Here is a 24259-nt window from a genome sequence, read left to right as displayed (position 1 = left end):
TGACGCCCTCTCATAGATATACACGAAATCACCCTACAACTTATTTTTTAGCTGCTAAAATAATAATGAGGGGTTTAAGAATAGGGAGTAATTATGAAACAATTAATTTTACATCCCACAGATATTAGCCAATGGCATGCATTGGTTAATGAGGCGCAAGCCGCGACTCAATTAATGTTAACTGAGAATACTGAAAGTTATCTGGTATTTCTATTAATGCGTTTCTCCCATGGACCTAAGCTTATTGAGTCAGTCATCGCACTTGATTTTCTTGAGTCCATGCATAGACCTAAAACCTTGCAAATGGAAGTATTGCGGGATGTCGGTGATAAAAGCTTACTTTTTTGCGGGTTATTTCCGGGGATTGCCAAGAAGCGCCATGTCAGTCTCGAATATTTTTCTGAAATGGGACAAGCAGCCTACCTCACTATTGGTGAGTTGGAGGGAAAGCATACGGCGGATTTGTATGTGCAACTTAGCGAGCAATTCATTACCTTGCAACACGTGTTACAGGCCATGCGTGGGGAATGTGTCGAGCTGATTCAAGCGGAGCAGAACATCTTGCCTTCTATAAAATTTACCTTACAGTAACTGGCATTCGTACTAAGAAAACAATCGTTTAATCAGGAGTGGATTAGGGATGTTTCCCCTCCTCCACTCGTATATGCATATTCGCCGGGCTACCCTTTATGGAACAACATGGTGACATCAATTGGGTCAAACGTATATTTCTTACAGCAGAAATCACATTGGATCGCAATTTCACCTTGTTCCTTTAATAGTTCTTTTGCATCTTCCTCGCCTAGAACCGTCAGGACCTGTTTCATTTTTTCCAGGCTGCAGCGACACTTGAACTGGGTTTGCCGGCTCTCGAATATTCTTAATTCCGTCTCATGGTAAAGACGATAAAGCAAGGTTTCATTATCCAAAGTAAGTAGTTCATGCTCACTGACAGTTTGCCCCAATTGCACCGCGTACTCCCAGAATTGCTCTCTTTGCGTCGTCTCTTGCCCCGGCATTAACTGCAGTAACATTCCCGCGGCTGCATTTTCGTTTACAGCCAGCCAAACCCGTGTGGATACTTGCTCTGATTGGGCAAAATAATTCATTAGATTTTCAGCCATGGATGTCGATTGCAGGGGAACCATACTTTGGTAAGAACTGGTTTGGTTGTATTGGTTAATCGTAATCACCATTTGGCCTTCTAAAAAAGCCGAAGCATACTCTTTGGTCTCGAGATCCTCAGCGAATTGGGCAAAAGCTCTTACATTAAATTCATGATCACATTGGACCAATAATAGAGGAAGTCGCTTATCCCCTTGAAATTGTAAATTCAGACTACCCTGAAATTTAATACTGGACGCCAAAAGCAGACAAGAAACTATCGCCTCTCCCAACAAATTTTTAACCATTGGAGGATAGTTCCTTTGGCTCATAATGGTTTGATAAGTGTTTTCAATATGAACAATTTCGCCACGGATGTTTGCGTGTTCAAAAATAAAGCGTTGAAGGGTATCAGATTCTTTCATAAATGGACTCAAATAAGATTACGGCGAACCATAGAATATCTAGTGGCCGAGCAAAGTATAACATAATTTTTTTGTAATTTTCCTGGAGAAAAAATTATCTTGAGCTATGCTTTTAAAATCTCCCTCTGAAAATTTAAAGGATTAAATCATGATAGATAAAAACATACTTGCCCCCCTATTTAAAACCATAGACAGAGTCGTTTTTGGTATTGAAGAATCAAATGAACCAGAGAGTAAACCTGATTTTATTGAAATTGATACCGAAGAAGAGTTCGATGTCGAACGTTCAATTAATTAATAGTTGATTCAGAATACCCAAGCGGGCAATAATCGCTCTTTTTTTGAGTGAGAAAACCCTAGATGTTGAATAGCCAACAAATGGCAGCGGTACGTTATATCGATGGACCTTTATTAGTTCTTGCTGGAGCTGGAAGCGGTAAAACACGAGTAATTACGCAAAAAATAGGCTATTTAATTAACACTTGCGGCTATGCCGCCAACACAGTTTGCGCAGTAACTTTCACCAACAAAGCAGCCAATGAAATGCGTGCTCGCGTTGCAGCCGTTCTGCCGACAGCAAATCGCCGCGGTTTAAAAGTTGCAACCTTCCATACCTTAGGCTTAAGCATCATCAAGCGCCATCTTGCGTTATGCGGCCTTAAAAAAGGCTTTTCTATTTTTGATAGTGAGGATTGTTTGCAAGTCTTGCGTGGTTTTTTACCTGCAAACAAAGCGACTGAGCGCGAGTTTCTTCTCCAGGTTCAACAACGGATCTCCCGCTGGAAAAATGATTTGCTTACCCCGGAACAAGTCATTAAAAATCCGGCTGATGCCCCTTATTACGAAGAAGCCGCATTGCTTTATCCACGCTATCAACAAGCCCTTAAAGCATACAATGCAGTTGATTTTGATGATTTGATTCGTATTCCGGTAACCCTTTTAAATGAACATGCTTCCGTAACCGAGTATTGGCAAAATAAAATACGCCACTTGTTGGTTGATGAATATCAAGACTCAAACACCAGCCAATATTTGTTAGTGAAAAAATTAACCGGCATTCAGGCGCGGTTTACAGTAGTGGGTGATGATGACCAATCAATATATGCCTGGCGGGGTGCCAAGCCTGAAAACTTGAAGCAGTTACAGCAGGATTACCCGCAATTGAAAATTATCAAGTTGGAGCAAAATTATCGCTCAACCAATATAATTTTACACACTGCCAACCACCTTATCGCAAACAATCAGCACCTTTTCGAAAAAAAATTATGGAGTGAGTTTGGTCAGGGCGAACTTTTACGCGTTATCCGCTGCAAGGATGAAAACGATGAGGCAGAACAGGTAGTCGCTGATTTAATTAGCCATAAACTGCGTGCCCGAACCCAATATGGTGATTATGCCATCTTGTATCGGGGTAACCACCAATCACGCGTCTTTGAAAAAGTGCTGCGTCATTATGGCATCCCTTATAACATCAGCGGCGGTCAGTCGTGGTTTGCCAAAGCAGAAGTCAAAGATGTTTTCGCCTATTTAAAATTGCTGTGCAATGAGGCGGATGATGCTGCTTTTTTAAGAGTGATCAATACTCCCAAACGCGGCATAGGCGAAGCCAGCCTGGATGCCTTGGGACATTATGCGCAAAACCGAGGGGTTAGCCTGTATACTGCTGCAGACCATCTTGCACTTACTGAAATTGTTGGGGAAAAACCCCGGGCTGCGTTGCTTACTTTTAAATACTGGATGGAAGAAATAAAAAAACGCTTGGCAAACGGGGCGGTTATTGAGCATTTAAAACAAATGGTCGAAGACAGTGGCTATGAAGCCTATATTTACGAACAATGCGATACCCCGGCAAAAGCCCAGAAAAAAATGGATAACGTGTGGGAATTACTGGAGTGGGTAGGTCGCTTGTTGAGCAAAAACCCTGAACAGTCTTTAGCTGAAGTCATCAATAAATTAATTCTGATAGATATTCTTGAGCAAGCCGACGAACAGGATAATGAAACCCTGCAGCTTATGACTTTGCATGCATCCAAAGGTCTGGAGTTTCCTTATGTATATCTGGTGGGTATGGAAGAAGAATTATTGCCACACCGGGTAAGCATTGATGAAGATCAAATTGAAGAGGAAAGGCGTTTGGCCTATGTGGGAATAACCCGCGCACAAAAAGGCTTATGCTTTACCTTAGCCAAACAAAGGCGTCGAGGCGGAGAATTGCAAGATTGTTTACCGAGCAGATTCCTGGACGAGCTGCCTTCGGAACATTTGGAATGGTTTGGGAAAAATGTGGAACGCTCCCAGGAACAATCCAAAAATTTGGCCAAATCGCATTTGGCAGGATTAAAAAGTTTATTAAGCGAATCCTGATTGCTCCTGATTTAAAATACGTGGCGCAGTAAATCCGCATGTAGCCCTTTAATTATCAGATTACGCTGCCCCGGATAGATGCTACCTTCTATAATTAAATCCATGTAGCGGACGTACCCGAGATGGGATAGACTGAAGCCATGAAAAAAAATATCATTTTGTTCATTGTTTCTTTTGCTATGTTTATGGAAGCGGTGGACACCACCATTATTAACACGGCAATTCCTGTGATGGCGCAAAGCTTGAACGTCAACCCTGTCGATCTGAAACTGGCACTTATCAGCTATCTTCTAAGCTTAGCGATTTTTATTCCCATTAGCGGCTGGATTGCGGATAAATTCGGGATGAAATTAGTTTTTATAAGTGCTATTTCGGTTTTTACTTTAAGTTCTATATGGTGCGGATTTACAAATAATATATGGGAACTGATTTGCGCGCGTATTGTCCAGGGTTTAGGGGGTTCATTAACCATGCCTATCGGGCGGCTTATTATATTGCGCACTTGTGAGCGCCATGAATTAATTACCAAAATGACTATCGTTGTCATGGTTGCCTCGTTAGGAATGATGCTTGGGCCCTTACTGGGAGGAGTTATTACTTATCGTTTTTCCTGGCGCTGGATTTTTTGGGTTAATATCCCCGTTGGCATACTTGCGGTAGGATTATCAAGCAAATTGTTACCGTCCATGCCGCCGCGTCCGGTTCCTCCCCTGGATAAATTAGGCTTTATTCTTTTCGGCAGTGGTTTAGCCACTTTAACCTTTGGTCTATCGATGATCAGTGAATCCAGGGCAACGACAGCACAAACAGGTACAACGCTCCTGATTGCTCTGCTTTTATTAGGCGGGTATACCAAACACTCTTATAAAAGGAAGCATCCCATTGTCAAGGTCGAACTGTTGCGTACCCGTACCTTTTCCGTTTCAGTTGTCGGCAATTTATTAGCTCGCCTGGGTTTTGGGGGTGTCCCTTTTTTATTGCCCCTGCTGCTACAAATTGCTTTGGGCTATACTCCGCGCCTGTCCGGTCTATTGCTTGCACCCATCGCCGTGGGTGTTTTTTTGGTAAAACCTTTATCCTTTTCTATCCTTCGCTGGTTTGGCTATAAAAATTTATTAATTTTAAATACAATTCTGGTCAGCATTTCTCTTTGGACCTTTTGTACCATCAATCACTATTCTTCTCCCTACAGTATTGCCATTTTGACTTTTGTTTATGGATTTCTAATTGCCTTGCAATACACCGGGATGAATTCCCTTGCCTATGCCAACATCGCGGAAAATGATATGAGTGCCGCAACCAGTATTATGAGTACAATCCAGCAACTGGCTCAAAGCTTTGGGGTTGCGATTTCGGCAATCTTACTTGGCTTCTTTACTTATTATTCGGGTTCTCATGTTTTATCCGTCCGCATTTTTCATGATACTTTTCTCATGCTTGGAGTTCTGACTTTGTTCTCTGGAATCATATTTACTTTCCTGAAACAGGAAGATGGATTGGAGTTAATCGAAGTTCCGGAAAAAAAGAACCTGCTAAGGAGTGGATAGCGCCACCATGGCTCTTTTAAAATGCAACCGGATAAAAGATCGCAAAATATTAGAATTTTTAAACAAAATGCTCTATCATGGGGTTGCATTGTTGGCTGTTTTTCATTAAATGTAAAAAAATTTAAAAATATTTAATAAAAAAACAGCACAATTAATAAAATAATGCTACAATGTCCTGGTAACAATTTAGGAAATTAACATGTCAGATAAAATTCGTGGTACAGTAAAGTGGTTTAATGAGTCCAAAGGTTTCGGTTTTTTAGAAAGTGGCGGTAAAGATTATTTTGTGCATTTCAGTGCAATTTTAGGCACTGGGTTTAAAACTCTTGCTGAAGGCGCAACAGTAATGTTCAAGCCAAGCAATGGCCAAAAAGGTCCTCAAGCTGAAGAAGTTGAAGTAGTCTAAAATCATTTACTACCCCCTAGCCGCTTAAATATGACAATATTTATGTGGCTAGGGGGTTTTTATTTTCTCCCCATTCATTTTTTCCCATCGTCTTTACCTCTTTTTTCACCCTATTTCATTCATTCCCCTGTTAACACTTCATTTTATTTCTTGTTAAATTAGTTCAGCCTCCATCCAAAGCTACTGGAATAATTATTAAAATAAGCAATAATACAATTACCCATGACAAATAAACCTAAATTCAATTGAAAGGTAGAATGACTTTTAGTCCCCGGATTTCTATTGAAAAATCAATATGCCTATCTGGGAAAAAGTTTTTTGTATTTCAATGAGATTGGGAATTTTGAGTAATAAATAGCTCTGGTTCAGGTGAGAGCCAATAAAAATACAAGGAGTCGTAACATGAGTAAACAAATTGCAGTCATTGTCGGCAGCTTGCGCAAAGAATCCTATAACAAAAAAATGGCAAAAGTGCTCATTGCCATGGCGCCCAAATCGTTAAACCTGGAAATAGTAGAAATTGGTAACTTACCTTTATACAACCAAGATCTGGATGATGAGAATAGACCTCCGCAAGCCTGGGTCCAGTTTCGTGAACAAATGAAAACCTATGAAGGGGTGTTATTTGTAACCCCCGAATACAACCGCTCCGTTCCAGGCGTACTCAAAAACGCCATTGATGTAGGTTCCAGGCCTTACGGTAAAAGTATTTGGAGCAAGCTTCCAGGCGCCGTGATAAGTGTTTCCCCAGGCGCAATTGGTGGATTTGGGGCAAACAACCACTTAAGGCAATCATTTGTATTTTTAGATATTCCAACCCTTCAACAACCTGAGTCTTATATAGGGGGAGCAGGAGATTTGTTTGACGACCAGGGAAATATCATAAAAGAAGACACAAAAAAGTTCCTGCAAAAATTTATCGATGCTTATGCTGCTTGGGTTGAGCTCAATACAAAAGATTAAACGGATAAAGCTGGTGCGCGGCGGGCATATGATCCCTGCAAAGACAGGGATCATATTTTAAGTTAGGAAAATAATCTTTTTACGTTGAAAAATTTATCCCTGCCAACGCTGTACGATTCCTACATCGATATCAAAAAGATCGAGTATTCGCCCAACGCTGTAATTAATAATATCATCAACGGTCTTGGGGTTAGTGTAAAATGCAGGCATTGCCGGACACATAATCGCGCCTTGTTGCGTTAGCGAAACCATGTTTTGTAAATGCCCCAGGTGCAAGGGCGATTCGCGAGGCATCAATACCAATTTCCTGCGCTCTTTTAAAGTCACATCTGCTGCCCGCCCTATTAGGTTGTCACTGGTCCCATGGGCAATTTCCGCCAAAGTTTTCATCGAACAAGGGGCAATGATCATTCCCATGGTTTGAAAAGACCCACTGGCAATACTCGCGCCTATATCATTCCAGGAATGATACACTTCGGCCAGAGCTTTTAGTTCAGTAAGTGAAAGATCAGTTTCATATTTGCGGGTTAATTGTGCCGATTTACTCACAATCAAATGTGTTTCTATAGGTGTAGGCCGTAAAAGCTCTAGAAGGCGTATCCCATAAATCATGCCTGATGCGCCAGTTATTCCAATAATTATTCGCTTTGTGCTCATAAGTAATTCCTCGCAAATTGCAGCAATTAGGTTTTCAGGCATAAAAACAGTATAATTATTTCACATAAATAGAATCTTACAAAGTTAAATAAGTGGAAAATGCAGCGATAAAACGGTAAATTGCACATTTCAATCCCCCAGAAAAAACAAGAGAGACAGATTATGCAAAATACAGCGATTGCAGAAGATACATCCCTAGTAAGCTCTTTTCCTATCGCCATTATTACTAGTGTATTTAATCGCCAAGTCACCAAAGCGCTGCAGGAAGGAGCAATTGCTCAACTCTTGAAACGCGGTTTTAATGAAAGTGACATTCATTCATATGAAGTCCCTGGAGCCGTAGAAATTCCACTTATTGCCAAGCGTCTGGCCATGCAAAAAAAAGTACACTCCATTATTACCTTGGGTGCCGTAATTCGCGGCGAAACCAGCCACTATGATTTAGTGTGTAATATAGTAAGTCAAGGCTGCTTACAAGTTGCCCTGGAATATAATATCCCCGTTCTTTTTGGCGTGCTTACCACGGATAATGAGGAGCAGGCATGGGACAGACTAGGCGGAAAAGCCGGCCATAAAGGCATCGATGTCGCCAATGCCGCTATTTCCATGCAACAAACACTCAGTCAACTGTAATAACAGGAAAATTCATGGCAAATAACTACGAACAGTTTGAGCAACGCAAGCAAGATCACATCAAATTGGCCCTAATGCCGGAAAACCAAACTGCGGAGCTCAGTACTTTCGATAGCATCAATTTGATACATGATGCCCTACCGGATTTGAATTTCGCTGAAATAAGCATCAAGAGTTCTCGATTTGGACAAGCAGTAGAAAAGCCATTCCTAATCAGCTCCATGACCGCAGGGCATCGACATGCAAAGCACATTAATCGAAATTTGATTGAGGCTTGTGCATTGAATGGATGGGCAATGGGCGTTGGTTCGCAAAGACGGGAACTGACTGATCCCAAGGCGGCGTTTGAGTGGCAACATTTACGGCGCGACTTTCCTCAGGTCAGCTTGTACAGCAATTTGGGAATCGCACAATTAATCACTCATCCGCTGAGTGATATTCAACGTCTAACCGATGCTTTACAAGCCAATGCATTAATCATCCACTGCAATCCGCTGCAGGAGTGCATGCAACCTGAAGGGACAACAGACTATAAAGGCTGCTGGGAGGCTTTGGCAAATGCAGTTAAAAATCTGTCTTTACCTATTATTGTTAAAGAGACGGGTTGTGGTTTTTCACGTGAAACAATGATGCGCTTAAATGATATTGGCATTGCAGCGATAGATGTGGGAGGGCTTGGAGGAACTCACTGGGGACGAATTGAGGGGCATAGAGCCACCCAGGATCCTATTCGACAAAAAGCAGCAATTACTTTTCGCAACTGGGGGATTGATACCGCAACCTCCGTGAAACATGCTGTCGGATTAAATCTCGCCTACGAGATTTGGGGATCTGGAGGTGTAAATAACGGATTAAATGCCGCCAAGCTCTTTGCTCTGGGAGCAACCACAGTGGGATATGCCAGACCCATGTTAGAACCCGCTTTAGAGTCTTCCGAACAAGTCAGTTTATGCATGCAAACAATAGAATATGAACTTAAGGTAACCCTGTTTTGTACCGGAAGCCGTGAATTGGGAGATTTAAGAAAGGCGTTAGAACCCGCTGCAAGTAAATGAAATAAACACCTAGCGGCTTACTCGTTCGAATAAACAATTAATAAAAAATTGCAGATGTGAGAGGTAGAATGGACAGCGACAATAAAATGTTCAGTCAATGATGATTCAGCAAGAGGTTTCATTATTTCAGTACAGAAAAATAGGCGATTTTAATACACCATAGCTCATTGCACACAGGACCATAATGCTTAAAATAGGAATTACAGGAGCAAACAGTTTCATAGGCACGCATTTGCTCGAAAAGTTATCCCGGCAAAATCTGACAATCCATGCATTGTCCCGAACCCAGCAAATTTCTAATATTTCTTATGATAACGTGAGTTTTTATACGGGAAATTTATTGGATGGGTCAACGCTTTTAAATTTTATAAAGGGATGTGATGTAGTGGTTAACCTGGCCTATTTATGGGAGGAAAACTATACTCAAAATCTGCAATCGATTGAAAATTTGGCCAAAATTTGTGCTGCCAATGACATAAGGCGATTCATTCATTGCAGTACTACTTCTGTTTATGGAAATGTGCTAACAGATATTGTTGATGAGAAAACCCCCTGTAATCCGCAAACAAATTACGCGCGTACAAAACTGGCTATAGAAAATTATTTATTGGAAAATTATTCCAATATTTTTGAATTGGCCATTTTACGGCCTACACAGGTTTTTGGTCCCCGAGGCAAAAACCTGGTGAAATTAGCAGACGATCTATCCCAAGGCTCTGCTTTTCAAAATTTTTTAAAATCATGTTTAATGGCAAAGAGACCTATGAATCTGGTCTGTGTAGACAATGTAGTTGGTGCTCTTGATTATTTAATTCATCTGAACCGTTTTGATAACCTCATTTATATTATTTCTGATGATGAGGTTGAGGAAAATTATTTCCACAAGGTGGAACATTATTTGATGGACAAATTAAAAATTCCTGATTATTTTATGCCTAACCTTCCTCTACCCCTATCCGTATACAAAAATTTTTATCGTATGCTTGGCAAGGGCACTATCAATCCCAGAACAGTTTATTTAGGGAAGAATCTTGCGGATTCAGGTTATATTAAACCCGTGAGTTTTAAAGAGGGTTTAACTAAATTTGTCAATTGGTATAATAGCCTCTAATTATGGCAATTGTAGCCGCAGGCTTTTCTTTGTAGAGCACTAGCGAAGTAGAATACGTTCATGAAAATATTAAATGTAAATGTTACCATCGACTCTCTAACAGGAGGAGGTACAGCCGAAAGAACGAATCAAATGAGTCGGTTTTTAGCTCAACAAAACCATGAATGTACGATTCTTACTTTGGACTCCAATTTAAGCAAGGACAAGCAAACTGAGCTGCAAAATATTAAATTAATCACGCTGCCTTATTTTTCAAAACGCTTTTTAATCCCCAAAGGCGGCCTTAAAAAAATCAAAAACGCAGTTCATGAGGCAGATATCATTCATATTATGAATCATTGGACTATCCTCAATGCGATAGTATATTGCTATGCTCGTCATTTAGGTAAACCCTATGTAGTCTGTCCTGCCGGAGCTTTACCCATTTTTGGACGCTCCAGGATTTTGAAACGAATTTTTAATTTTATTATTGGAAAAAAAATAATAAAAAATGCCAATGCGCATATAGCCATCGCTCTAAATGAAATAGACCACTATAAAGTATATGGGATTCAAGAGTCGAAAATTACCTTGATTCCTAACGGCGTCATTCTTGATGATTTCCAAGAAAATAAAAATGCTGCCACTCAATTTAAATTACCAGAAAAATATATTCTGTTTATGGGCAGGCTGAATTATATCAAAGGGCCTGACCTCATTCTTAAAGCATTTGCAAGATTACCTGCGGAATATCAAAATTATCACTTTGTATTTGCGGGCCCGGATGAGGGAATGTTGGCGTTTCTCCAAAATCTTATCAAAAATTCACCCCTTGCTGAAAAGGTCCATTTTATAGGCAGTGTGGCTAAGGCAGACCGGGTGCGTACTTACCAGAATGCAATGTTTTTAGTAGTCCCTTCCCGACAAGAGGCTATGTCGCTAGTGGTCATTGAGGCAGGGATATTTTCTAAACCCGTACTGATCACCGATCAATGTGGATTTAACTTGGAAGAAGCAGATGCAGGGTATGTAGTTCAGGCAAATGTTGCAGGTTTAGAACAGGGATTAATAAAAATGCTTTCTAACTCAACCAGAAACAATATGGGAAGCAATTTAAATAAACTGATACTTAAGAATTACACTTGGGATTCTATAGGTGAAAAAATTGTTGATCTGTATCAAAGAGTCTTGCAATAAACATTATTTCATAAACTCCGTTAATATTTACTCCAATTATTTTTCATTCGGCTATGGTGACTACCAGAACAGGATGCTAAACCGATAAGTTTTAAATTATAGGGGACATAGTTAGTGAACATTTTAGTGGTCTCGCAATATTTCTGGCCGGAAACCTTCATAATAAACGAACTCGTAAAGTGCCTTACTGACCATGGACATTATATCGAAGTAGTCACTGGGAAGCCTAATTATCCGGAAGGCGAAGTATTTGCCGGCTATTCGGCTGCGGGCTGCATCACCGAATCTTTTGAGACGATTAAAGTTCATCGAATACCTATTTATCCCCGAGGAAAGGGCGCTAAAAAATTAATATTAAACTACCTTTCCTATATTTTTAGCGGCCTTTTTTATTTTCCTCATTTTCTAAAAGGCAAACAATTTGACGCTATTTTAGTGTTTGTACCGTCCCCCATCACTTCAGTAATTCCTGCTATGTACCTAAAGCGGCGACTCCGCTCACATTTGGCAGTTTGGGTCCAGGACTTGTGGCCGGAAAGTGTAAAGGCTACAGGCTTTATTCAAAATGGCATGGTGCTGAAAATGATAGGCTGGGTAGTAAAATGGATATATAAAGCCTCGGATACGTTGCTGGTACAATCACAAGCCTTCACCGGCATGATGGAAAAATACACCCATCCAGATAAACTCGTTTATTACCCTAACTCCTTTTTCGACCCTCCCCCTAATCTGGACAAGACTGCAACAGTTCCTGAAAGTCTGACCAGGGAATTAAAGGAGAATCGCTGCTTTGTTTTTGCTGGAAATTTAGGAACCGCCCAAGCCCTTGATACCTTAATGCAAGCTGCAGAAAAGTTACAGCATTTACCTGAGTGTAAAATTATTTTAATTGGAAGCGGCAGTCAGACCGATTTTTTGAAAAAACACATCGCAGAAAAAAATCTAAAGAATGTACTTCTGCCTGGGAGATTTCCTCCTTCGCTGATGCCCGAGATTTTCTCTTTGGCCACAGGGTTACTGGTTACCCTTAAAGATGAAGAAATCTTCTCCTATACCATTCCAAGTAAAATCCAAGCCTATCTTGCAGCGGGCCGGCCTATTCTGGCGGCCCTTAATGGGGAAGGGGCACGCATAGTACTTGAAGCAGGGGCAGGACTGGTATCGCCAGCAGAAGATTCTGCAGCACTGGCCAAAAATATGGAACAACTATATCATATGACTCCTTCAGAACGAGAGAAACTAGGTAAGGCAGGCCGGTCTTATTTTCTTGAACATTTTGAAATGAAAAAACAAAGTCAAAGACTCATCGAAATACTAAGTAGTAGAATCACAGAAAAAAGGAGAAAGCCTCAGTGAAAATTCTCGTATTGGGCGTTACAGGTATGCTGGGAAGTGCCGTTTTCCATACTTTTAGTCAATCTGATACACAAGTTTTTGGGACTTTACGCGATAAAAAATATGTGCGCTATTTTCCTGAGCACGCACATTCACACTTAATCACTAATGTAGATGTGCTCGATATGGATTCCCTATTCAAAGTATTCGAACTCGTTCGTCCCGATGTGGTGATTAATTGTGTTGGCCTGATTAAACAACTCGCCACAGCAAAAGATCCTTTGGTAGTACTTCCCATCAATGCCATGTTGCCTCATCGATTGGCAAAACTCTGCGCTTTATCACATGCCAGACTAATTCATATTAGTACCGATTGTGTTTTTTCAGGACAAAAAGGGCTTTACCTGGAACACGATGTATCCGATGCAGAAGATTTATATGGAAAATCAAAGTACATTGGCGAGATAACAGAATTACCTCATGCAATTACCTTGAGAACCTCCATAATCGGTCATGAACTAAATAGCAACCATGCCCTTCTGGAATGGTTCCTTTCTCAAGAAAACGAAGTTAATGGGTTCACTAAAGCCGTTTTTTCTGGGCTTCCAACTTTTGAATTGGCCCGAATCATTCGCGATTATGTAATCCCTCACCCTGAATTAAGCGGTCTGTACCATGTTGCTGCATCTCCTATAAATAAATATGATTTGCTCGCTTTAATTGCTGAAATTTATGGGAAAAAAATCAGAATTATAGCCAATGAACAACTAGTCATTGATCGGTCTTTAAATGGTGAGCGTTTTAAAAAAGCCACAAGCTATAACGCTCCTTCATGGCCCGAATTGATAGAGTTCATGCATGAAACAAGCAAATTTTATGGAGCTAAGTAAATGTTTGATAATAAAGTTCTCATGATTACAGGCGGTACCGGTTCATTTGGTCATACTGTGTTGAAGCGTTTTTTAAAATCTGATCTTCGTGAAATACGTATATTTAGCCGCGATGAAAAAAAGCAGGAAGATATGCGTAATGAGTTAAACAATGAAAAAGTTAAATTCTATATTGGGGATGTGCGCGACTCCCAAGCAGTGGAAGATGCAATGATTGGCGTAGATTATGTATTCCATGCCGCAGCGCTTAAGCAAGTTCCTTCATGCGAATTTTATCCTATGGAAGCCGTTCGCACTAATATCCTTGGCACGGAAAATGTTTTAAACGCAGGAATAAAAAATTCTGTAAAAAAAATAGTAGTACTCAGTACAGATAAAGCCGTTTATCCCATTAATGCAATGGGAATTTCAAAAGCGATGGCTGAAAAAATAATGGTGGCCAAGTCACGGCTTATTTCTGAAAGTGGTCCGGTTGTTTGTGCCACACGCTATGGAAATGTTATGGCCTCACGCGGTTCGGTGATTCCGCTTTTTGTCTCACAAATAAAAGAAAATCATCCCTTAACCATTACTGATCCCAAAATGACTCGCTTTTTAATGTCACTCGAAGACTCGGTGGATCTTGTACTGCATGCATTTGCCAATGCACGGCAAGGGGATATCTTCATCCAAAAATCTCCTGCATCTACCATTGCTGACTTGGCGCAAGCACTTATTGAAATTTTCAAAAGTGACAGTCAGATTAAGGTGATCGGTACTCGCCATGGTGAAAAACTCTATGAATCGCTGGTTTCCAGAGAAGAAATGGCTAAGGCCGAAGATATGGGAAAATATTATCGTATCAGTGCCGACAATCGAGATCTTAATTATAAGAAATATTTTGTAGAAGGCGAGGAAATAATCTCTTCATTCGATGATTATACTTCTCATAATACAGAGCTGCTCACAGTGCCTGAGATTAAAGACTTGCTGCTTCGACTGGATTTCATTCAGGAAGCTTTGGATGCCTAATAAAACCAGTAATTTGTTATAAGCATTTAATTACTGAGCTGTTACTCCTTTGCCCTATTACCAAAGTCAGTTTTTGCCCATGATAATAGGGTTCACTCTTTAGGGACCCTGGGTTATTTTTTAAAAATACGCACCAGATAACTTGCCATTTTTCTGGACAATATGGCCGAAGGGCTGATGAATCCGGCTTTGGTCATGCGCGAAACAAATTTAATGTAACGGCCTGAATAACCATGCATAAAGCCTGATAACATTAAGGCATTGGCTACGGATCGCCGCCGCCATTTTATAAATTTTGCAGAAACCTCTTTTTGAGAAAAAAACTCCTTTATGACTTTCAGGGGCTCATCCGCCTTGGCTATGGAAGAAGGGCTATAGGTAGTAGATCCGGAATGAATACGAAAATCAGCTAATTCTTTAGGTATACGCTTAAAAGGACCATATAGACATAAGCGAAGGTAAAAATCCACATCAGGAATATGACGGAGTGTTGTGTTCCATCCCCCAACTGCTAACCATGCTTCCCGGCGAAACAAAGCACCGGGACCTGGCAGGCAATCAAAATCGGCAACAATCGATCTCAGATTATAATCTTTGGCCTTGATCGAGCGTATATATTTTGAATTCTCATCAATAATACAAAAATCAGGATAAGCCATCACGGTTTCAGGATGAGCTAACAGCTCGGCGACCAGAAGACCAATTGCTTCCGGATGCAAGCGATCATCTGCACTTAGATAACCTAAAAAAGAGCCAGAACTTTGCTCCCAACCCAAATTCATTGCAGCACTTTGCCCTGAGTTTTTTTGCGAAAAATATTTAAATTTATCCTGGTGTTGCCTGAGCAATTCCTCAGTTTTATCGGTAGAGCCATCATTGACGACAATTAATTCAATCGGGGAATAGGTTTGTTGCAATATACTGTCAATGGCAGCCATGATGTATTTTTCTGCGTTATAGGCAGGTATAACCAAAGAAACCAAAGGATTGCACGAACCCTTATTGTTCATAACCGCTCCTATTCATAAATAGTTCAAAGGGATACTCCAGACAGGACGGATTGTAAGACACCCTTTCAGGCAATACAACTGTGACAAAATTTCCATAGTACTTTACAAAAACTAAAAGCAAATAGAGGTTCGTTTATTATCAATTCTCGCAAGCAACCACTAAGTGTTTTCCAAAAGATAATATGCTAAGATGCACAGTCCCATTCCCCTACTATAAAGTTGTCTATAAAAAAATGAGGTTATTTTTATTTGCAATAAGAGTAGGTTAAAGCTGAATCTTAAAATGACTCTCTCGGTCATCATTTTTAAAATAATATGGAACATGCTATGAATTATTTGCTGAACCTTAATGCCTCTCACTTATTCACAAGATTTTTCCTGATATTACCCCCTATCTTAACGGTACTCGCCTCAGTATTTTATACCGGTTCCAAAGTCCTGTTTATAATTTACGGACTCCTGGCCTCGGTAATGGTGTTTTCTCTTTACAAAAAGAGAAATGGCTATTTTTCTTTATTTTTCCTCTCCTTTTTAATACTGGGTTGTTGGCTAAAAGTCATTTTGCATTTTCTTTTTTATATTAATTTTATTGAACCCACCGGGCAGTTTAATTATTCACCCTCAAAATGGAACGCAGCTCTTTTGATACTCATTGCTGCGTTTGCGACCTTACTTGCCTGCTTTTGGCTTAGCACCCTGTTTACTAAAAAAATTAGGCTCCCCAGCCAATCCTTTAAAAGCTCATCTTATTTACTGCCTTTGCTTATTCTGAGCTTTGCCAGTGCTGCAGCTTTGTTATTTTTTAATTATTACTTTTCCATTTTGAAAATTGGCACCGAACCTTTAATTAAACTTCCCAGCCCTCTGTATATGATCATTGCATTTATGGTTGCCTGGGGAAATGCCATTCTCATTTCTGCCTTGGCTTTTTGGTTAATTAAGGATGGAAAATTAAAGCCCTGCTGGATGTTTTATTTATTAAGCTTGCTTGGGGCACTTACTTCAATTTCCATGTGTAGCCGCGTGCAGATTATCTTATATACGGCCGTGCCCTTTATACTCTACTTCTATAAGGTAAGTCCTTTTGACAGAAGATTTACTAAAAATGAATGGATAAAGATGGTTTTTATCGCCGCAGCGTTATTTTTAGCTACTTTATTATTTGTATTTACCGAGCGTTATCACAATTTTTTACATGCACAGTTAAAAGAACCTGGTGCCAAACCCGCGCAAACCATACCTAATAAAATAAGACCCAGCTATATAAAGATTAAGTATGTGGGGCGGGTGAAACAGACCTTTTGGACTCACAGTCTGTATCAATTTAATAAACTGATTGTTAATCGCTGGATCGGCCTTGAAGGGGTTTTAGCAGTTTCCAGTGCAACAAATCAACTGGGAATGAACCTGTTCCGCACGGCTCTCTTTGAAAACCCGGCCCGCGGCAATGATGCAATTTATCAAAAAATGTCGAACTCATCTTATCAAAAATACAAGAATTTTGTATTTATGACTATTCCAGGTCCGATCGCATTTTTTTATTATAGCGGAAGTTTACTCATGGTAGCTTTGGGATTGGCTTTATTATATTTCACGGGATATTTCCTTGAGCATCTTGCCAATATTTTCCTGAGAAACGAGGGAGTTAATGCAGCCATTGGCGTTGCCTTGGCCTATCTGTTCGTACAGCTCAATTTTCCAGTAACCCTTGCTTATTTTATTATCGAGCTGGTTGTCTTCCTTGGGGGGCTCGCATTGCTGAAATTCCTGTTACATAGGCAATTACATCCACAGCGTCTTACTCAGCCTATTGGAAATTTTCAATCCTAGAAATTAACCCTCTTTGGGTGTATCGCCGATACACCCCCTATCCCCCCCCTGAAGCGGTATGGTAGCTTATAGACCGAATGAGTCACGCTCTAGGCACTGATGCTGGGGAGGGCTGTAAGTTTATAATGTCTGTTTTGCCGTTTAAAATAAAACAACGTCACCCCTCCCATCATCAGCCAATAGATAAAATAAGTAAGGGCAAAAGCGTAGGTCACTCCTGTCAATCCATAACTGCGAGCAAATAAGTGGCTAAAACAAATAAAGATGATGCTCAAAATAATTTCGGTAGTAACATAGGTTTTTGTCCAGGCCTTAGCAAGCAACAAATAAGTAAATAACCAGCTCGCAACCCGGAAAAAATCCCCGAACAGCTGAAATCCAAATAAATGGGTTGCTGGGGAAAAAGCTTTGCTATAGAGGAGAGCTACAATAATATTTCGACACAGGTAGATAAGGATTAATATCATGCCAATCAGCGGGATTAATACCCGATAAGCGTGCGCTATTTCCTTTTTTATATCAGCCGATGTTTGTAATTCTGATAAACGAGGTAAATAATAAGCCGTCAATGCAGTGGTAACAAAAAGCAAATAGGCGTCAGAAAGGCGCACTACCGATTGCCAATAACCAACAGCATTCCAACCAAAAAGTACATCCAAATCATTACGAACGATAATTTGTGCAACAGGCATGGTAAGGGTACTGACTGTGGTCATCAATGAATAACGTATTAAATTTATCCAATACTTTCTTCGCGCCTTCCAGGCAAATAAAAGGTTAAACCACTCATGACGATAAACACACGCCAATGAAATTGCAAGAGCAAGAACCTGGGCTAAAACAAACGAAAATAAAGTCCCTTTTAATTGATAATAATATGCTCCTGCACATACCATTATTAGACTGAGCACGCTACTCATGATGGTAATAGCCACTTGCAAACGGATTTGTCCGAGTCCATTGAGGATTGAGCATATTAATAAATGCATGGCTATAAAAAACTGAGCTACCGCCATCCACGAGATAAGATAGGTGAACTGAGCAGAACCTAAAATCCAGTTCGCCAAATTCTGGCTATAAACCAATCCGAGCACCATAGTGCCCAAAGAGAAAAATAAGGTATAAACGGTTGTCGTTGACAGAAACTCGCTAAAATCTTGGGTGCTGGCATATTCGGCCACATATTTGATAACCCCCAAGGTGATGCCGCCACCGGCAATCACAGCGAGGATATTGACTAGCCCCATGAATTGCCCCAGGATGGCAATTCCTTCAGGTCCAGTATACAACGCCACTATTTTTAGAGTTAACATCCCCGTTAAAATTTTAACGAGGGTTGATAATCCAGATAAAATCGATGTCTTTAATAATTTATTATAAATTTTCATGAAATTTTCAGACTATTCGAATTCTGCTTTTCACTAAAAAATAAGGTGCAGTCTTACCAAGAAAGGCAATTAAATTCAAACAATGCTTATCCTATTTTGACCAGACTTCTCGATTAACATAATCAACATAGCTCGTCACAATGCGAACCATTTTTTTCGACACGCATCCCCCTTCATAGTCGGAAACCACTTTAAAAGTCCGGGAAGTCCGGTTATGCTGGGAAACTACGATACGTACGCTATTGAGGACACTCGAAGACTTAAGCCCGCACATAATTAATGTGGTTTCATCCATCCCTTCAGGACGCTCATGGGTATTGCGGATCGTTACCGCCGGAAGATTTAAGAGAGAAGCTTCCTCTGTAATCGTACCGCTATCCGATAAGATACAAAAAGCTTCCATTTGTAATTTAACATAATCCAGAAATCCAAAAGGCTTTAAAAACTGAATCCGTGGATCCAATTCGCCCACATTAAGACTTTCCAGACGCTTACGTGTTCTTGGGTGAGTTGAAACAATAACGGGCATATCATATTCTTGCGCTAAAGCACATAATGTATCCAGTAAATCCTGCAGATTGGCTGGAACATCTACATTTTCTTCCCGATGGTTACTGATTAAAAAATAACGCTGTGACTGCAGATTGAGTTGTTCCAGTATCCTTGACGATAGGATCTTTGGCATGAAATGTGCCAGAACTTCCTGCATATGAGAACCTGTTTTAATCACTCGTTCTGCTGGAATCCCTTCCTTGATGAGGTATTGGCGGGCATGTTCCGACAAGACCAGATTAATATCACTTAAGTGATCAAGAATTTTGCGATTTAATTCTTCTGGAACACGTTGGTCAAAACAGCGGTTACCCGCTTCCATATGAAATACCGGTATCTTACGACGTTTGGCAGGTATGACTGCCAGGCAGGAATTAGTATCCCCATAAAGAAGCACAGCATCAGGTTTTTCTATTTCTAGGACTTCATCTGCCTTTTCAATGATTCGCGCGATAGCCTGGGATGCGGTATCCCCTATAGCTTCAAGAAAATAATCGGGTTTACGGATTTCCAAATCATCAAAGAAAATCTGGTTCAATTCATAATCAAAATTCTGGCCCGTATGCACCAAAATATGGCGAGTATATTTATCAAACTCTGCAATGACGCGAGACATCTTAATCAATTCAGGTCGTGTGCCTAGAATGGTCATTACCTTGAGCATATACATCCTAATAAAAAATAAAATGCAAATTTATCATAAAAAAAAAACTATTGACAGAAACCGATGAAAAGCCTGATCTTTAGATCATGTATAAGCCACATTTGCCGAAAAAATCAGCAACAATTCTTAACTGGCAGCAACCCATTTGGGCAGCATTAGCATGAGCTGGGATTCTTATCTCCAAGTTCGCTTACATATGAACCCGCAAGATAAATGACAACTGGGCGATTTCTTTATTTGGCCATTTAGCACAGAGGTATTCTACAACTAGGCTGTAGTTTTTTGGGGATTACCTTTGGAACACCCTATTTCCAAAAAATCTATTTCCCCAGGTATGAATTGCCCATCAGGTATATAAGCAAATCCACTGTATTGGGCAATGCTTTTTTCCAAAAAATTCATATCCACATATTTTGCCAATTCGGGCTCTTGCTTTGCCAGATCTTTGAGAATTCGCGCGTACGTCACGTCGCCACCATGAAAACCATCAATAAACTCACAGTCAGAACTTTGAATTAGCCCTGGTTCAGAATAATCATAATAATGATATCCGGCAGCCTTCAAAGCCTTTTTCAACTGAGGTATGTAGGAGTATTTCTCACTCAAGTGATTTATCATTCGATTTGACGCTGCTGCAAGAGGAGGAAAAAATAAAATAACCTCAATATGCTGACGCTGGAACTCATCTAATAAAAACATAAACTCTTTGAAGTGGGCCTTACTTAATGTTTCTCCATACTGAAACCGTCTTTCTCCTGTTTTTATGCGCAATAAGGTATCTGCAAAACCAATATCATGATGTTGCTTCTGTCCTGTAATAATCCCGGTATAATAATAGGAACCATCGGGGCCAAACCCCTCTTCATGAAGTATGCCGGATACTCCAATGCCCTTATTGGGAAATTGAAGCACTCCTTTTAAAAAATCCGTATAAGTAAGTTTTCCATTTTTTAACCAGTCTCTGACAGTTAGCAGATCACTGGATTTTGGCTTGTAAAGCTTGGGGGCTATTGTTTCTTTATAATTTTTATTTTGAAAATTCTCATTAAACCACCAAAAATCGATACCCAAAAGAACCAGCTTCGGTTTAGCCCTTATAATGTCCTTGTAAGAACGCAGTCCCGCATCCAATGAGGTCATCATCCCACCCAAATTAACAAATTTGGATAAAAACATTTTTTGTCTAAACTGCATCACCCGGGAGGAGCCCCAGGCAATAATTTGCGGATGAATATGTTCCATGAGCTCCTTTTTATAAAAATAATTCATGGGACGGATACCTGAGCCGTAAATAACTTTTTTATGGTGTTTAATTGCCGCTAACTGTTGCTCTACGATATCAGGTATGGATTTGTATTCTCCCATCCCTTTTAAAAAAAGAAGATAGGGCAGGTAAAATAAAGAAAATACAATAAAGCCCAGGATAAATAATCCCAGGTATTTTTCAGGCTTTAATTTTTTAGATAAAAAATTCAAGATAAAAGCTCATCAAAAATTGAAATATAGAAACTCTGATTCTCCACTAACTATTAATAAGCAATAGATGCTTACCGCAATTAATAAAGCAGAAAATAAAGCAAAATAAGCACTTCTATTAAATTTGAAGGAATATAAAAATTCAGTATAGCCAGCCAATTGCATGGAATTTATTCCCAGGAATGTTAATAAACCAAAGGTGAGGCCGTGGAATAGAATACTTGGAGAACTTAAAAATGTGTCTATCTGTTGCAAAGCCACTGCAAAGCTACTCCAGCTGTCCTGCAACAAATTGGTAGTCCAGTTAATCTCAGCTCCCCCAAACATGATTCTTAATATCTGCAATGCGGAATTAATATTATCGGCTCTAAACACTACCCAGGTACTGTTTATAAATAAAAAAGTGCAAAACCAGGCCGCCAGTGTCGGTAGCCTGAAATGAAAAGATTGCCAGAGCCGATGAACCAGTAAAGCTGCTCCATGCATAGCCCCCCAAACAATAAAGGTCCAATTTGCTCCGTGCCAAATTCCCCCGATTAGGAACGTAATAAATAGGTTTAAATAAGTCTTGGAAGGACCCAGACGGTTCCCACCCAAAGGTATATAAATATAATCACGGAGCCATCGCGATAGTGTCATATGCCAACGACGCCAAAAATCTTGAATGTTTGTGGCTTTATAAGGGGAGTTAAAATTCATCGGCAAGCGGATATTAAATAATAGACCACAGCCTATGGCCATGTCAGAGTATCCGGAAAAATCATAATAAAGCTGAAAGGTATAACTTAAACTAGCCATCCAGGCATCTAAAAAGGTTAATGCCTGAGGGGCATTGAATCCGGCATTAGCCCATAGTGCGAACGAATCGGCAATATATACTTTTTTAAATAATCCAATGGAAAAGACAAACAGCCCCAGAATTACATTATTATAATTGAAAAACATATTTCTAAAGTTGGCAAACTGAGGCATCATCTCTTTATGGTGCGTAATAGGTCCCGCTATCAAATGCGGGAAAAAAGTTACAAACAAGCAGTAATTTAAAAAACTGTGTTCACTCACCCCATCGCGATAATTATCGATTAAATAAGCAATTTGTTGGAAGGTATAAAAACTGATTGCCAAGGGTAAAACCGGCTGCAAAAATGAGAAATGGCCATTAAAAATCAAGTTGAGATTATGGATGAAAAAGTCCACATACTTGAAATAGCTTAGCGCGAGTATATTCAATAATATTGTACCTATTAACAGGCTCTTTTTTATTCGTGAACCGATACGTTCTTTTTGGAATAACAAGCTGACAGAAAAATTGACCGTCATGGAAATAATGATCAAAAACAAGTAGGAAAAATTCCAATACCCATAAAAAAATAAAGAAGATAAAACGAGCCACACCTTACTTAAAACTGGAAGGCGTAAATGATTAAGAAAAAAATAAAGAAAAAACACTATGGGTAAAAACAGGAAAATAAATACCGGATCATTAAAAAGCATTTAAAAAATCCAATTCAGACGATAAAAAATAGGAAATGGGACCTCCTGAAATTATGATGCGGATTCCAGAACCCTTTTCTCCTCAGCTCGAAGTTCGAATGACTTATTTTGTTCTTTATAATAATTTATGGTTTTGATTAATCCTTCTTTAGGCGGAGTAGCTGGGACAAATCCCAAGTTACGCATGGCACTCGAAATATCAGCAGATGAAATCTTAATATCTCCTGTTCTAAACTCTTGATAGGTTACCTCGAATTTCTCTTCCATCGTTTCTTGCAGGTAGTTTAATAACTGGGTTAAAGTTATCTCCATACCACATCCAATATTGTATACTTGATTCAATGCCGATGATTTTGTGGTTAAAGCCGCGAGTAAATTGGCCTGAACTACATCATCTATATAACAAAAATCGCGGCAACTGCTACCATCCCCAAAGACATATACCGGCTTGCCTTTTAAAATTGAATCAATCCATAAAGGAATGACTGCGGCATATTCACCTTTTGGGTTTTGTTTTGGACCATAAATATTAAAATAGCGAAGACCAATTGCTTCTAATCCCAGACAAACCCCAAAGCTTTTGGCATACAACTCGTTTGCATATTTTGATACTGCATAAGGGGATAAGGGGGCAAGGCCGCAGCCTTCATTTTTTTTTGCTATTGGTGAATCACCATATACTGCGCTCGAGGAGGCATAAACCAGCCTTTTCACCCCCGCTTTTTTCGCGGCATTGAGGATATTTATAAAACCTGAGACATTGACTGCATTGGTATGCTCAGGAAACTGGATGGATAATGGCACACTGACTGCCGCAGCATGGTGCAGGATAAAATCGACGCCATCCATCACTCGCTCACAATCTTCAGCCGAGCAAATATCGCCTTCAATCAATTTAAAATTGGCCTGAAATTGCTGGGGAAATTTTCGGGCTACCTCTTCCAAATTTGACTTCGTTCCCGTGCAAAAATTATCTAATCCAATAATCTTTTGATTAAGCCTTAATAATGCTTCTAACAGATTGGAACCAATAAAGCCTGCAACACCTGTTATCAACCAGGTTGATTGATTTTGCATCATATTTTGTTGAACATCCCAATATACATTCATAAATTAGCTTCCCGGCTCCCCTGGATTATAAATTAAAATGAATACTACACTTTTTTTA

22 protein-coding genes are annotated in these 24259 nt (G+C 39.9%); 14 read left to right on the top strand and 8 right to left on the bottom strand.

The genetic code is table 11. The annotated features are described in order from the left end of the window. Positions 1–93 precede the first annotated feature (93 nt). Positions 94–591: a hypothetical protein gene (locus tag KYQ_RS01005; RefSeq protein ID WP_010652358.1), complete on the top strand. Its 498-nt coding sequence runs from the start codon at positions 94–96 to the stop codon at positions 589–591. 89 nt (positions 592–680) lie between these two features. Here KYQ_RS01005 and hslO read toward each other — a convergent pair whose 3' ends face one another. Further along, a complete protein-coding gene (hslO, locus tag KYQ_RS01000) occupies positions 681–1529 on the bottom strand; it encodes an Hsp33 family molecular chaperone HslO (protein WP_010652357.1) in 849 nt (282 codons plus the stop codon). 148 nt (positions 1530–1677) lie between these two features. On the opposite strand from hslO, the gene KYQ_RS19260 reads away from it, so the two are divergent. From KYQ_RS19260 to KYQ_RS00970, 5 genes are all read left to right on the top strand, one after another. Further along, positions 1678–1827 (top strand): hypothetical protein, encoded by a 150-nt coding sequence (locus tag KYQ_RS19260; RefSeq protein ID WP_010652356.1) that lies wholly within the window; start codon positions 1678–1680, stop codon positions 1825–1827. A gap of 62 nt (positions 1828–1889) precedes the next feature. Beyond that, entirely contained in the window at positions 1890–3893 is a 2004-nt protein-coding gene (locus tag KYQ_RS00990) for a UvrD-helicase domain-containing protein (protein WP_010652355.1), read from the top strand. 140 nt (positions 3894–4033) lie between these two features. Continuing rightward, positions 4034–5440 carry a DHA2 family efflux MFS transporter permease subunit gene (locus KYQ_RS00985; protein ID WP_010652354.1) on the top strand — a complete coding sequence of 469 codons (1407 nt, stop codon included), beginning with the start codon at positions 4034–4036 and terminating at the stop codon, positions 5438–5440. Between the two features lie 199 nt (positions 5441–5639). Then, positions 5640–5846, top strand: coding sequence for a cold-shock protein (locus KYQ_RS00975; RefSeq protein WP_010652353.1), 207 nt, complete (start codon positions 5640–5642; stop codon positions 5844–5846). A 402-nt stretch (positions 5847–6248) separates the two neighbouring features. Beyond that, the gene (locus tag KYQ_RS00970; RefSeq protein WP_010652352.1) at positions 6249–6809 is read left to right on the top strand and encodes an NADPH-dependent FMN reductase; all 561 of its coding nucleotides are present in this window, start codon (positions 6249–6251) and stop codon (positions 6807–6809) included. 93 nt (positions 6810–6902) lie between these two features. On the opposite strand, the gene KYQ_RS00965 is transcribed toward KYQ_RS00970, so the two are convergent. Continuing rightward, on the bottom strand, positions 6903–7466 hold the full coding sequence (locus KYQ_RS00965) for a UbiX family flavin prenyltransferase (RefSeq protein WP_010652351.1): 564 nt from the start codon (positions 7464–7466) through the stop codon (positions 6903–6905). 162 nt (positions 7467–7628) lie between these two features. Here KYQ_RS00965 and ribH point away from each other — a divergent pair, with 162 nt between their 5' ends. From ribH to KYQ_RS00930, 7 genes are all read left to right on the top strand, one after another. Further along, positions 7629–8099: a 6,7-dimethyl-8-ribityllumazine synthase gene (gene ribH / locus KYQ_RS00960; RefSeq protein WP_010652350.1), complete on the top strand. Its 471-nt coding sequence runs from the start codon at positions 7629–7631 to the stop codon at positions 8097–8099. Positions 8100–8113: 14 nt separating this feature from the next. After that, on the top strand, positions 8114–9154 hold the full coding sequence (gene fni / locus KYQ_RS00955; RefSeq protein ID WP_010652349.1) for a type 2 isopentenyl-diphosphate Delta-isomerase: 1041 nt from the start codon (positions 8114–8116) through the stop codon (positions 9152–9154). A 184-nt stretch (positions 9155–9338) separates the two neighbouring features. Beyond that, a complete protein-coding gene (locus KYQ_RS00950) occupies positions 9339–10265 on the top strand; it encodes an NAD-dependent epimerase/dehydratase family protein (protein WP_010652348.1) in 927 nt (308 codons plus the stop codon). Between the two features lie 60 nt (positions 10266–10325). Continuing rightward, the gene (locus KYQ_RS00945; RefSeq protein ID WP_010652347.1) at positions 10326–11441 is read left to right on the top strand and encodes a glycosyltransferase; all 1116 of its coding nucleotides are present in this window, start codon (positions 10326–10328) and stop codon (positions 11439–11441) included. A 114-nt stretch (positions 11442–11555) separates the two neighbouring features. Beyond that, entirely contained in the window at positions 11556–12797 is a 1242-nt protein-coding gene (locus KYQ_RS00940; protein ID WP_010652346.1) for a glycosyltransferase family 4 protein, read from the top strand. Next, the gene (locus KYQ_RS00935; protein WP_010652345.1) at positions 12794–13666 is read left to right on the top strand and encodes a dTDP-4-dehydrorhamnose reductase family protein; all 873 of its coding nucleotides are present in this window, start codon (positions 12794–12796) and stop codon (positions 13664–13666) included. Before KYQ_RS00940 ends, KYQ_RS00935 begins: the two co-directional genes overlap by 4 nt. Then, on the top strand, positions 13667–14677 hold the full coding sequence (locus tag KYQ_RS00930) for an SDR family NAD(P)-dependent oxidoreductase (protein WP_010652344.1): 1011 nt from the start codon (positions 13667–13669) through the stop codon (positions 14675–14677). 113 nt (positions 14678–14790) lie between these two features. On the opposite strand, the gene KYQ_RS00925 is transcribed toward KYQ_RS00930, so the two are convergent. Continuing rightward, positions 14791–15687, bottom strand: coding sequence for a glycosyltransferase (locus KYQ_RS00925; protein WP_010652343.1), 897 nt, complete (start codon positions 15685–15687; stop codon positions 14791–14793). Positions 15688–16014: 327 nt separating this feature from the next. Between KYQ_RS00925 and KYQ_RS00920 the strand changes: the two genes are divergently transcribed. Continuing rightward, on the top strand, positions 16015–17517 hold the full coding sequence (locus tag KYQ_RS00920) for a hypothetical protein (protein WP_010652342.1): 1503 nt from the start codon (positions 16015–16017) through the stop codon (positions 17515–17517). Positions 17518–17606: 89 nt separating this feature from the next. Here KYQ_RS00920 and KYQ_RS00915 read toward each other — a convergent pair whose 3' ends face one another. The 5 genes from KYQ_RS00915 to KYQ_RS00895 all read right to left on the bottom strand — a co-directional run bounded on the left by KYQ_RS00915 (position 17607) and on the right by KYQ_RS00895 (position 24201). Beyond that, entirely contained in the window at positions 17607–18905 is a 1299-nt protein-coding gene (locus KYQ_RS00915; RefSeq protein ID WP_019349458.1) for an O-antigen translocase, read from the bottom strand. 91 nt (positions 18906–18996) lie between these two features. Beyond that, positions 18997–20121 (bottom strand): non-hydrolyzing UDP-N-acetylglucosamine 2-epimerase, encoded by a 1125-nt coding sequence (wecB, locus tag KYQ_RS00910; protein ID WP_010652340.1) that lies wholly within the window; start codon positions 20119–20121, stop codon positions 18997–18999. 267 nt (positions 20122–20388) lie between these two features. After that, a complete protein-coding gene (locus KYQ_RS00905) occupies positions 20389–21597 on the bottom strand; it encodes a hypothetical protein (RefSeq protein WP_010652339.1) in 1209 nt (402 codons plus the stop codon). Positions 21598–21609: 12 nt separating this feature from the next. Next, on the bottom strand, positions 21610–23091 hold the full coding sequence (locus tag KYQ_RS00900) for an MBOAT family O-acyltransferase (protein ID WP_010652338.1): 1482 nt from the start codon (positions 23089–23091) through the stop codon (positions 21610–21612). A gap of 51 nt (positions 23092–23142) precedes the next feature. Next, complete coding sequence (locus KYQ_RS00895; protein ID WP_010652337.1) at positions 23143–24201, bottom strand: NAD-dependent epimerase/dehydratase family protein; 1059 nt, start codon at positions 24199–24201, stop codon at positions 23143–23145. Between the last annotated feature and the right edge of the window lie 58 nt (positions 24202–24259).

The sequence above is a fragment of the Fluoribacter dumoffii NY 23 genome (assembly GCF_000236165.1).
GTDB classification, from domain to species: domain Bacteria; phylum Pseudomonadota; class Gammaproteobacteria; order Legionellales; family Legionellaceae; genus Legionella; species Legionella dumoffii.
The sequence above is the reverse complement of the archived record's forward strand: the minus strand, read 5'-3'. Positions and strand labels throughout refer to the sequence as shown.

Excerpts from the sequence above, each read along its gene's own strand:
- KYQ_RS00925 (WP_010652343.1), bottom strand. The coding sequence starts at position 15,687 with ATGAACAATAAGGGTTCGTGCAATCCTTTGGTTTCTTTGGTTATACCT.
- hslO (WP_010652357.1), bottom strand. The coding sequence starts at position 1,529 with ATGAAAGAATCTGATACCCTTCAACGCTTTATTTTTGAACACGCAAAC.
- wecB (WP_010652340.1), bottom strand. The coding sequence starts at position 20,121 with ATGCTCAAGGTAATGACCATTCTAGGCACACGACCTGAATTGATTAAG.
- fni (WP_010652349.1), top strand. The coding sequence starts at position 8,114 with ATGGCAAATAACTACGAACAGTTTGAGCAACGCAAGCAAGATCACATC.
- ribH (WP_010652350.1), top strand. The coding sequence starts at position 7,629 with ATGCAAAATACAGCGATTGCAGAAGATACATCCCTAGTAAGCTCTTTT.
- KYQ_RS00945 (WP_010652347.1), top strand. The coding sequence starts at position 10,326 with ATGAAAATATTAAATGTAAATGTTACCATCGACTCTCTAACAGGAGGA.
- KYQ_RS00900 (WP_010652338.1), bottom strand. The coding sequence starts at position 23,091 with ATGCTTTTTAATGATCCGGTATTTATTTTCCTGTTTTTACCCATAGTG.
- KYQ_RS00970 (WP_010652352.1), top strand. The coding sequence starts at position 6,249 with ATGAGTAAACAAATTGCAGTCATTGTCGGCAGCTTGCGCAAAGAATCC.
- KYQ_RS00975 (WP_010652353.1), top strand. The coding sequence starts at position 5,640 with ATGTCAGATAAAATTCGTGGTACAGTAAAGTGGTTTAATGAGTCCAAA.
- KYQ_RS00990 (WP_010652355.1), top strand. The coding sequence starts at position 1,890 with ATGTTGAATAGCCAACAAATGGCAGCGGTACGTTATATCGATGGACCT.
- KYQ_RS00895 (WP_010652337.1), bottom strand. The coding sequence starts at position 24,201 with ATGAATGTATATTGGGATGTTCAACAAAATATGATGCAAAATCAATCA.
- KYQ_RS19260 (WP_010652356.1), top strand. The coding sequence starts at position 1,678 with ATGATAGATAAAAACATACTTGCCCCCCTATTTAAAACCATAGACAGA.
- KYQ_RS00915 (WP_019349458.1), bottom strand. The coding sequence starts at position 18,905 with ATGAAAATTTATAATAAATTATTAAAGACATCGATTTTATCTGGATTA.
- KYQ_RS01005 (WP_010652358.1), top strand. The coding sequence starts at position 94 with ATGAAACAATTAATTTTACATCCCACAGATATTAGCCAATGGCATGCA.
- KYQ_RS00950 (WP_010652348.1), top strand. The coding sequence starts at position 9,339 with ATGCTTAAAATAGGAATTACAGGAGCAAACAGTTTCATAGGCACGCAT.
- KYQ_RS00965 (WP_010652351.1), bottom strand. The coding sequence starts at position 7,466 with ATGAGCACAAAGCGAATAATTATTGGAATAACTGGCGCATCAGGCATG.
- KYQ_RS00920 (WP_010652342.1), top strand. The coding sequence starts at position 16,015 with ATGAATTATTTGCTGAACCTTAATGCCTCTCACTTATTCACAAGATTT.
- KYQ_RS00985 (WP_010652354.1), top strand. The coding sequence starts at position 4,034 with ATGAAAAAAAATATCATTTTGTTCATTGTTTCTTTTGCTATGTTTATG.
- KYQ_RS00930 (WP_010652344.1), top strand. The coding sequence starts at position 13,667 with ATGTTTGATAATAAAGTTCTCATGATTACAGGCGGTACCGGTTCATTT.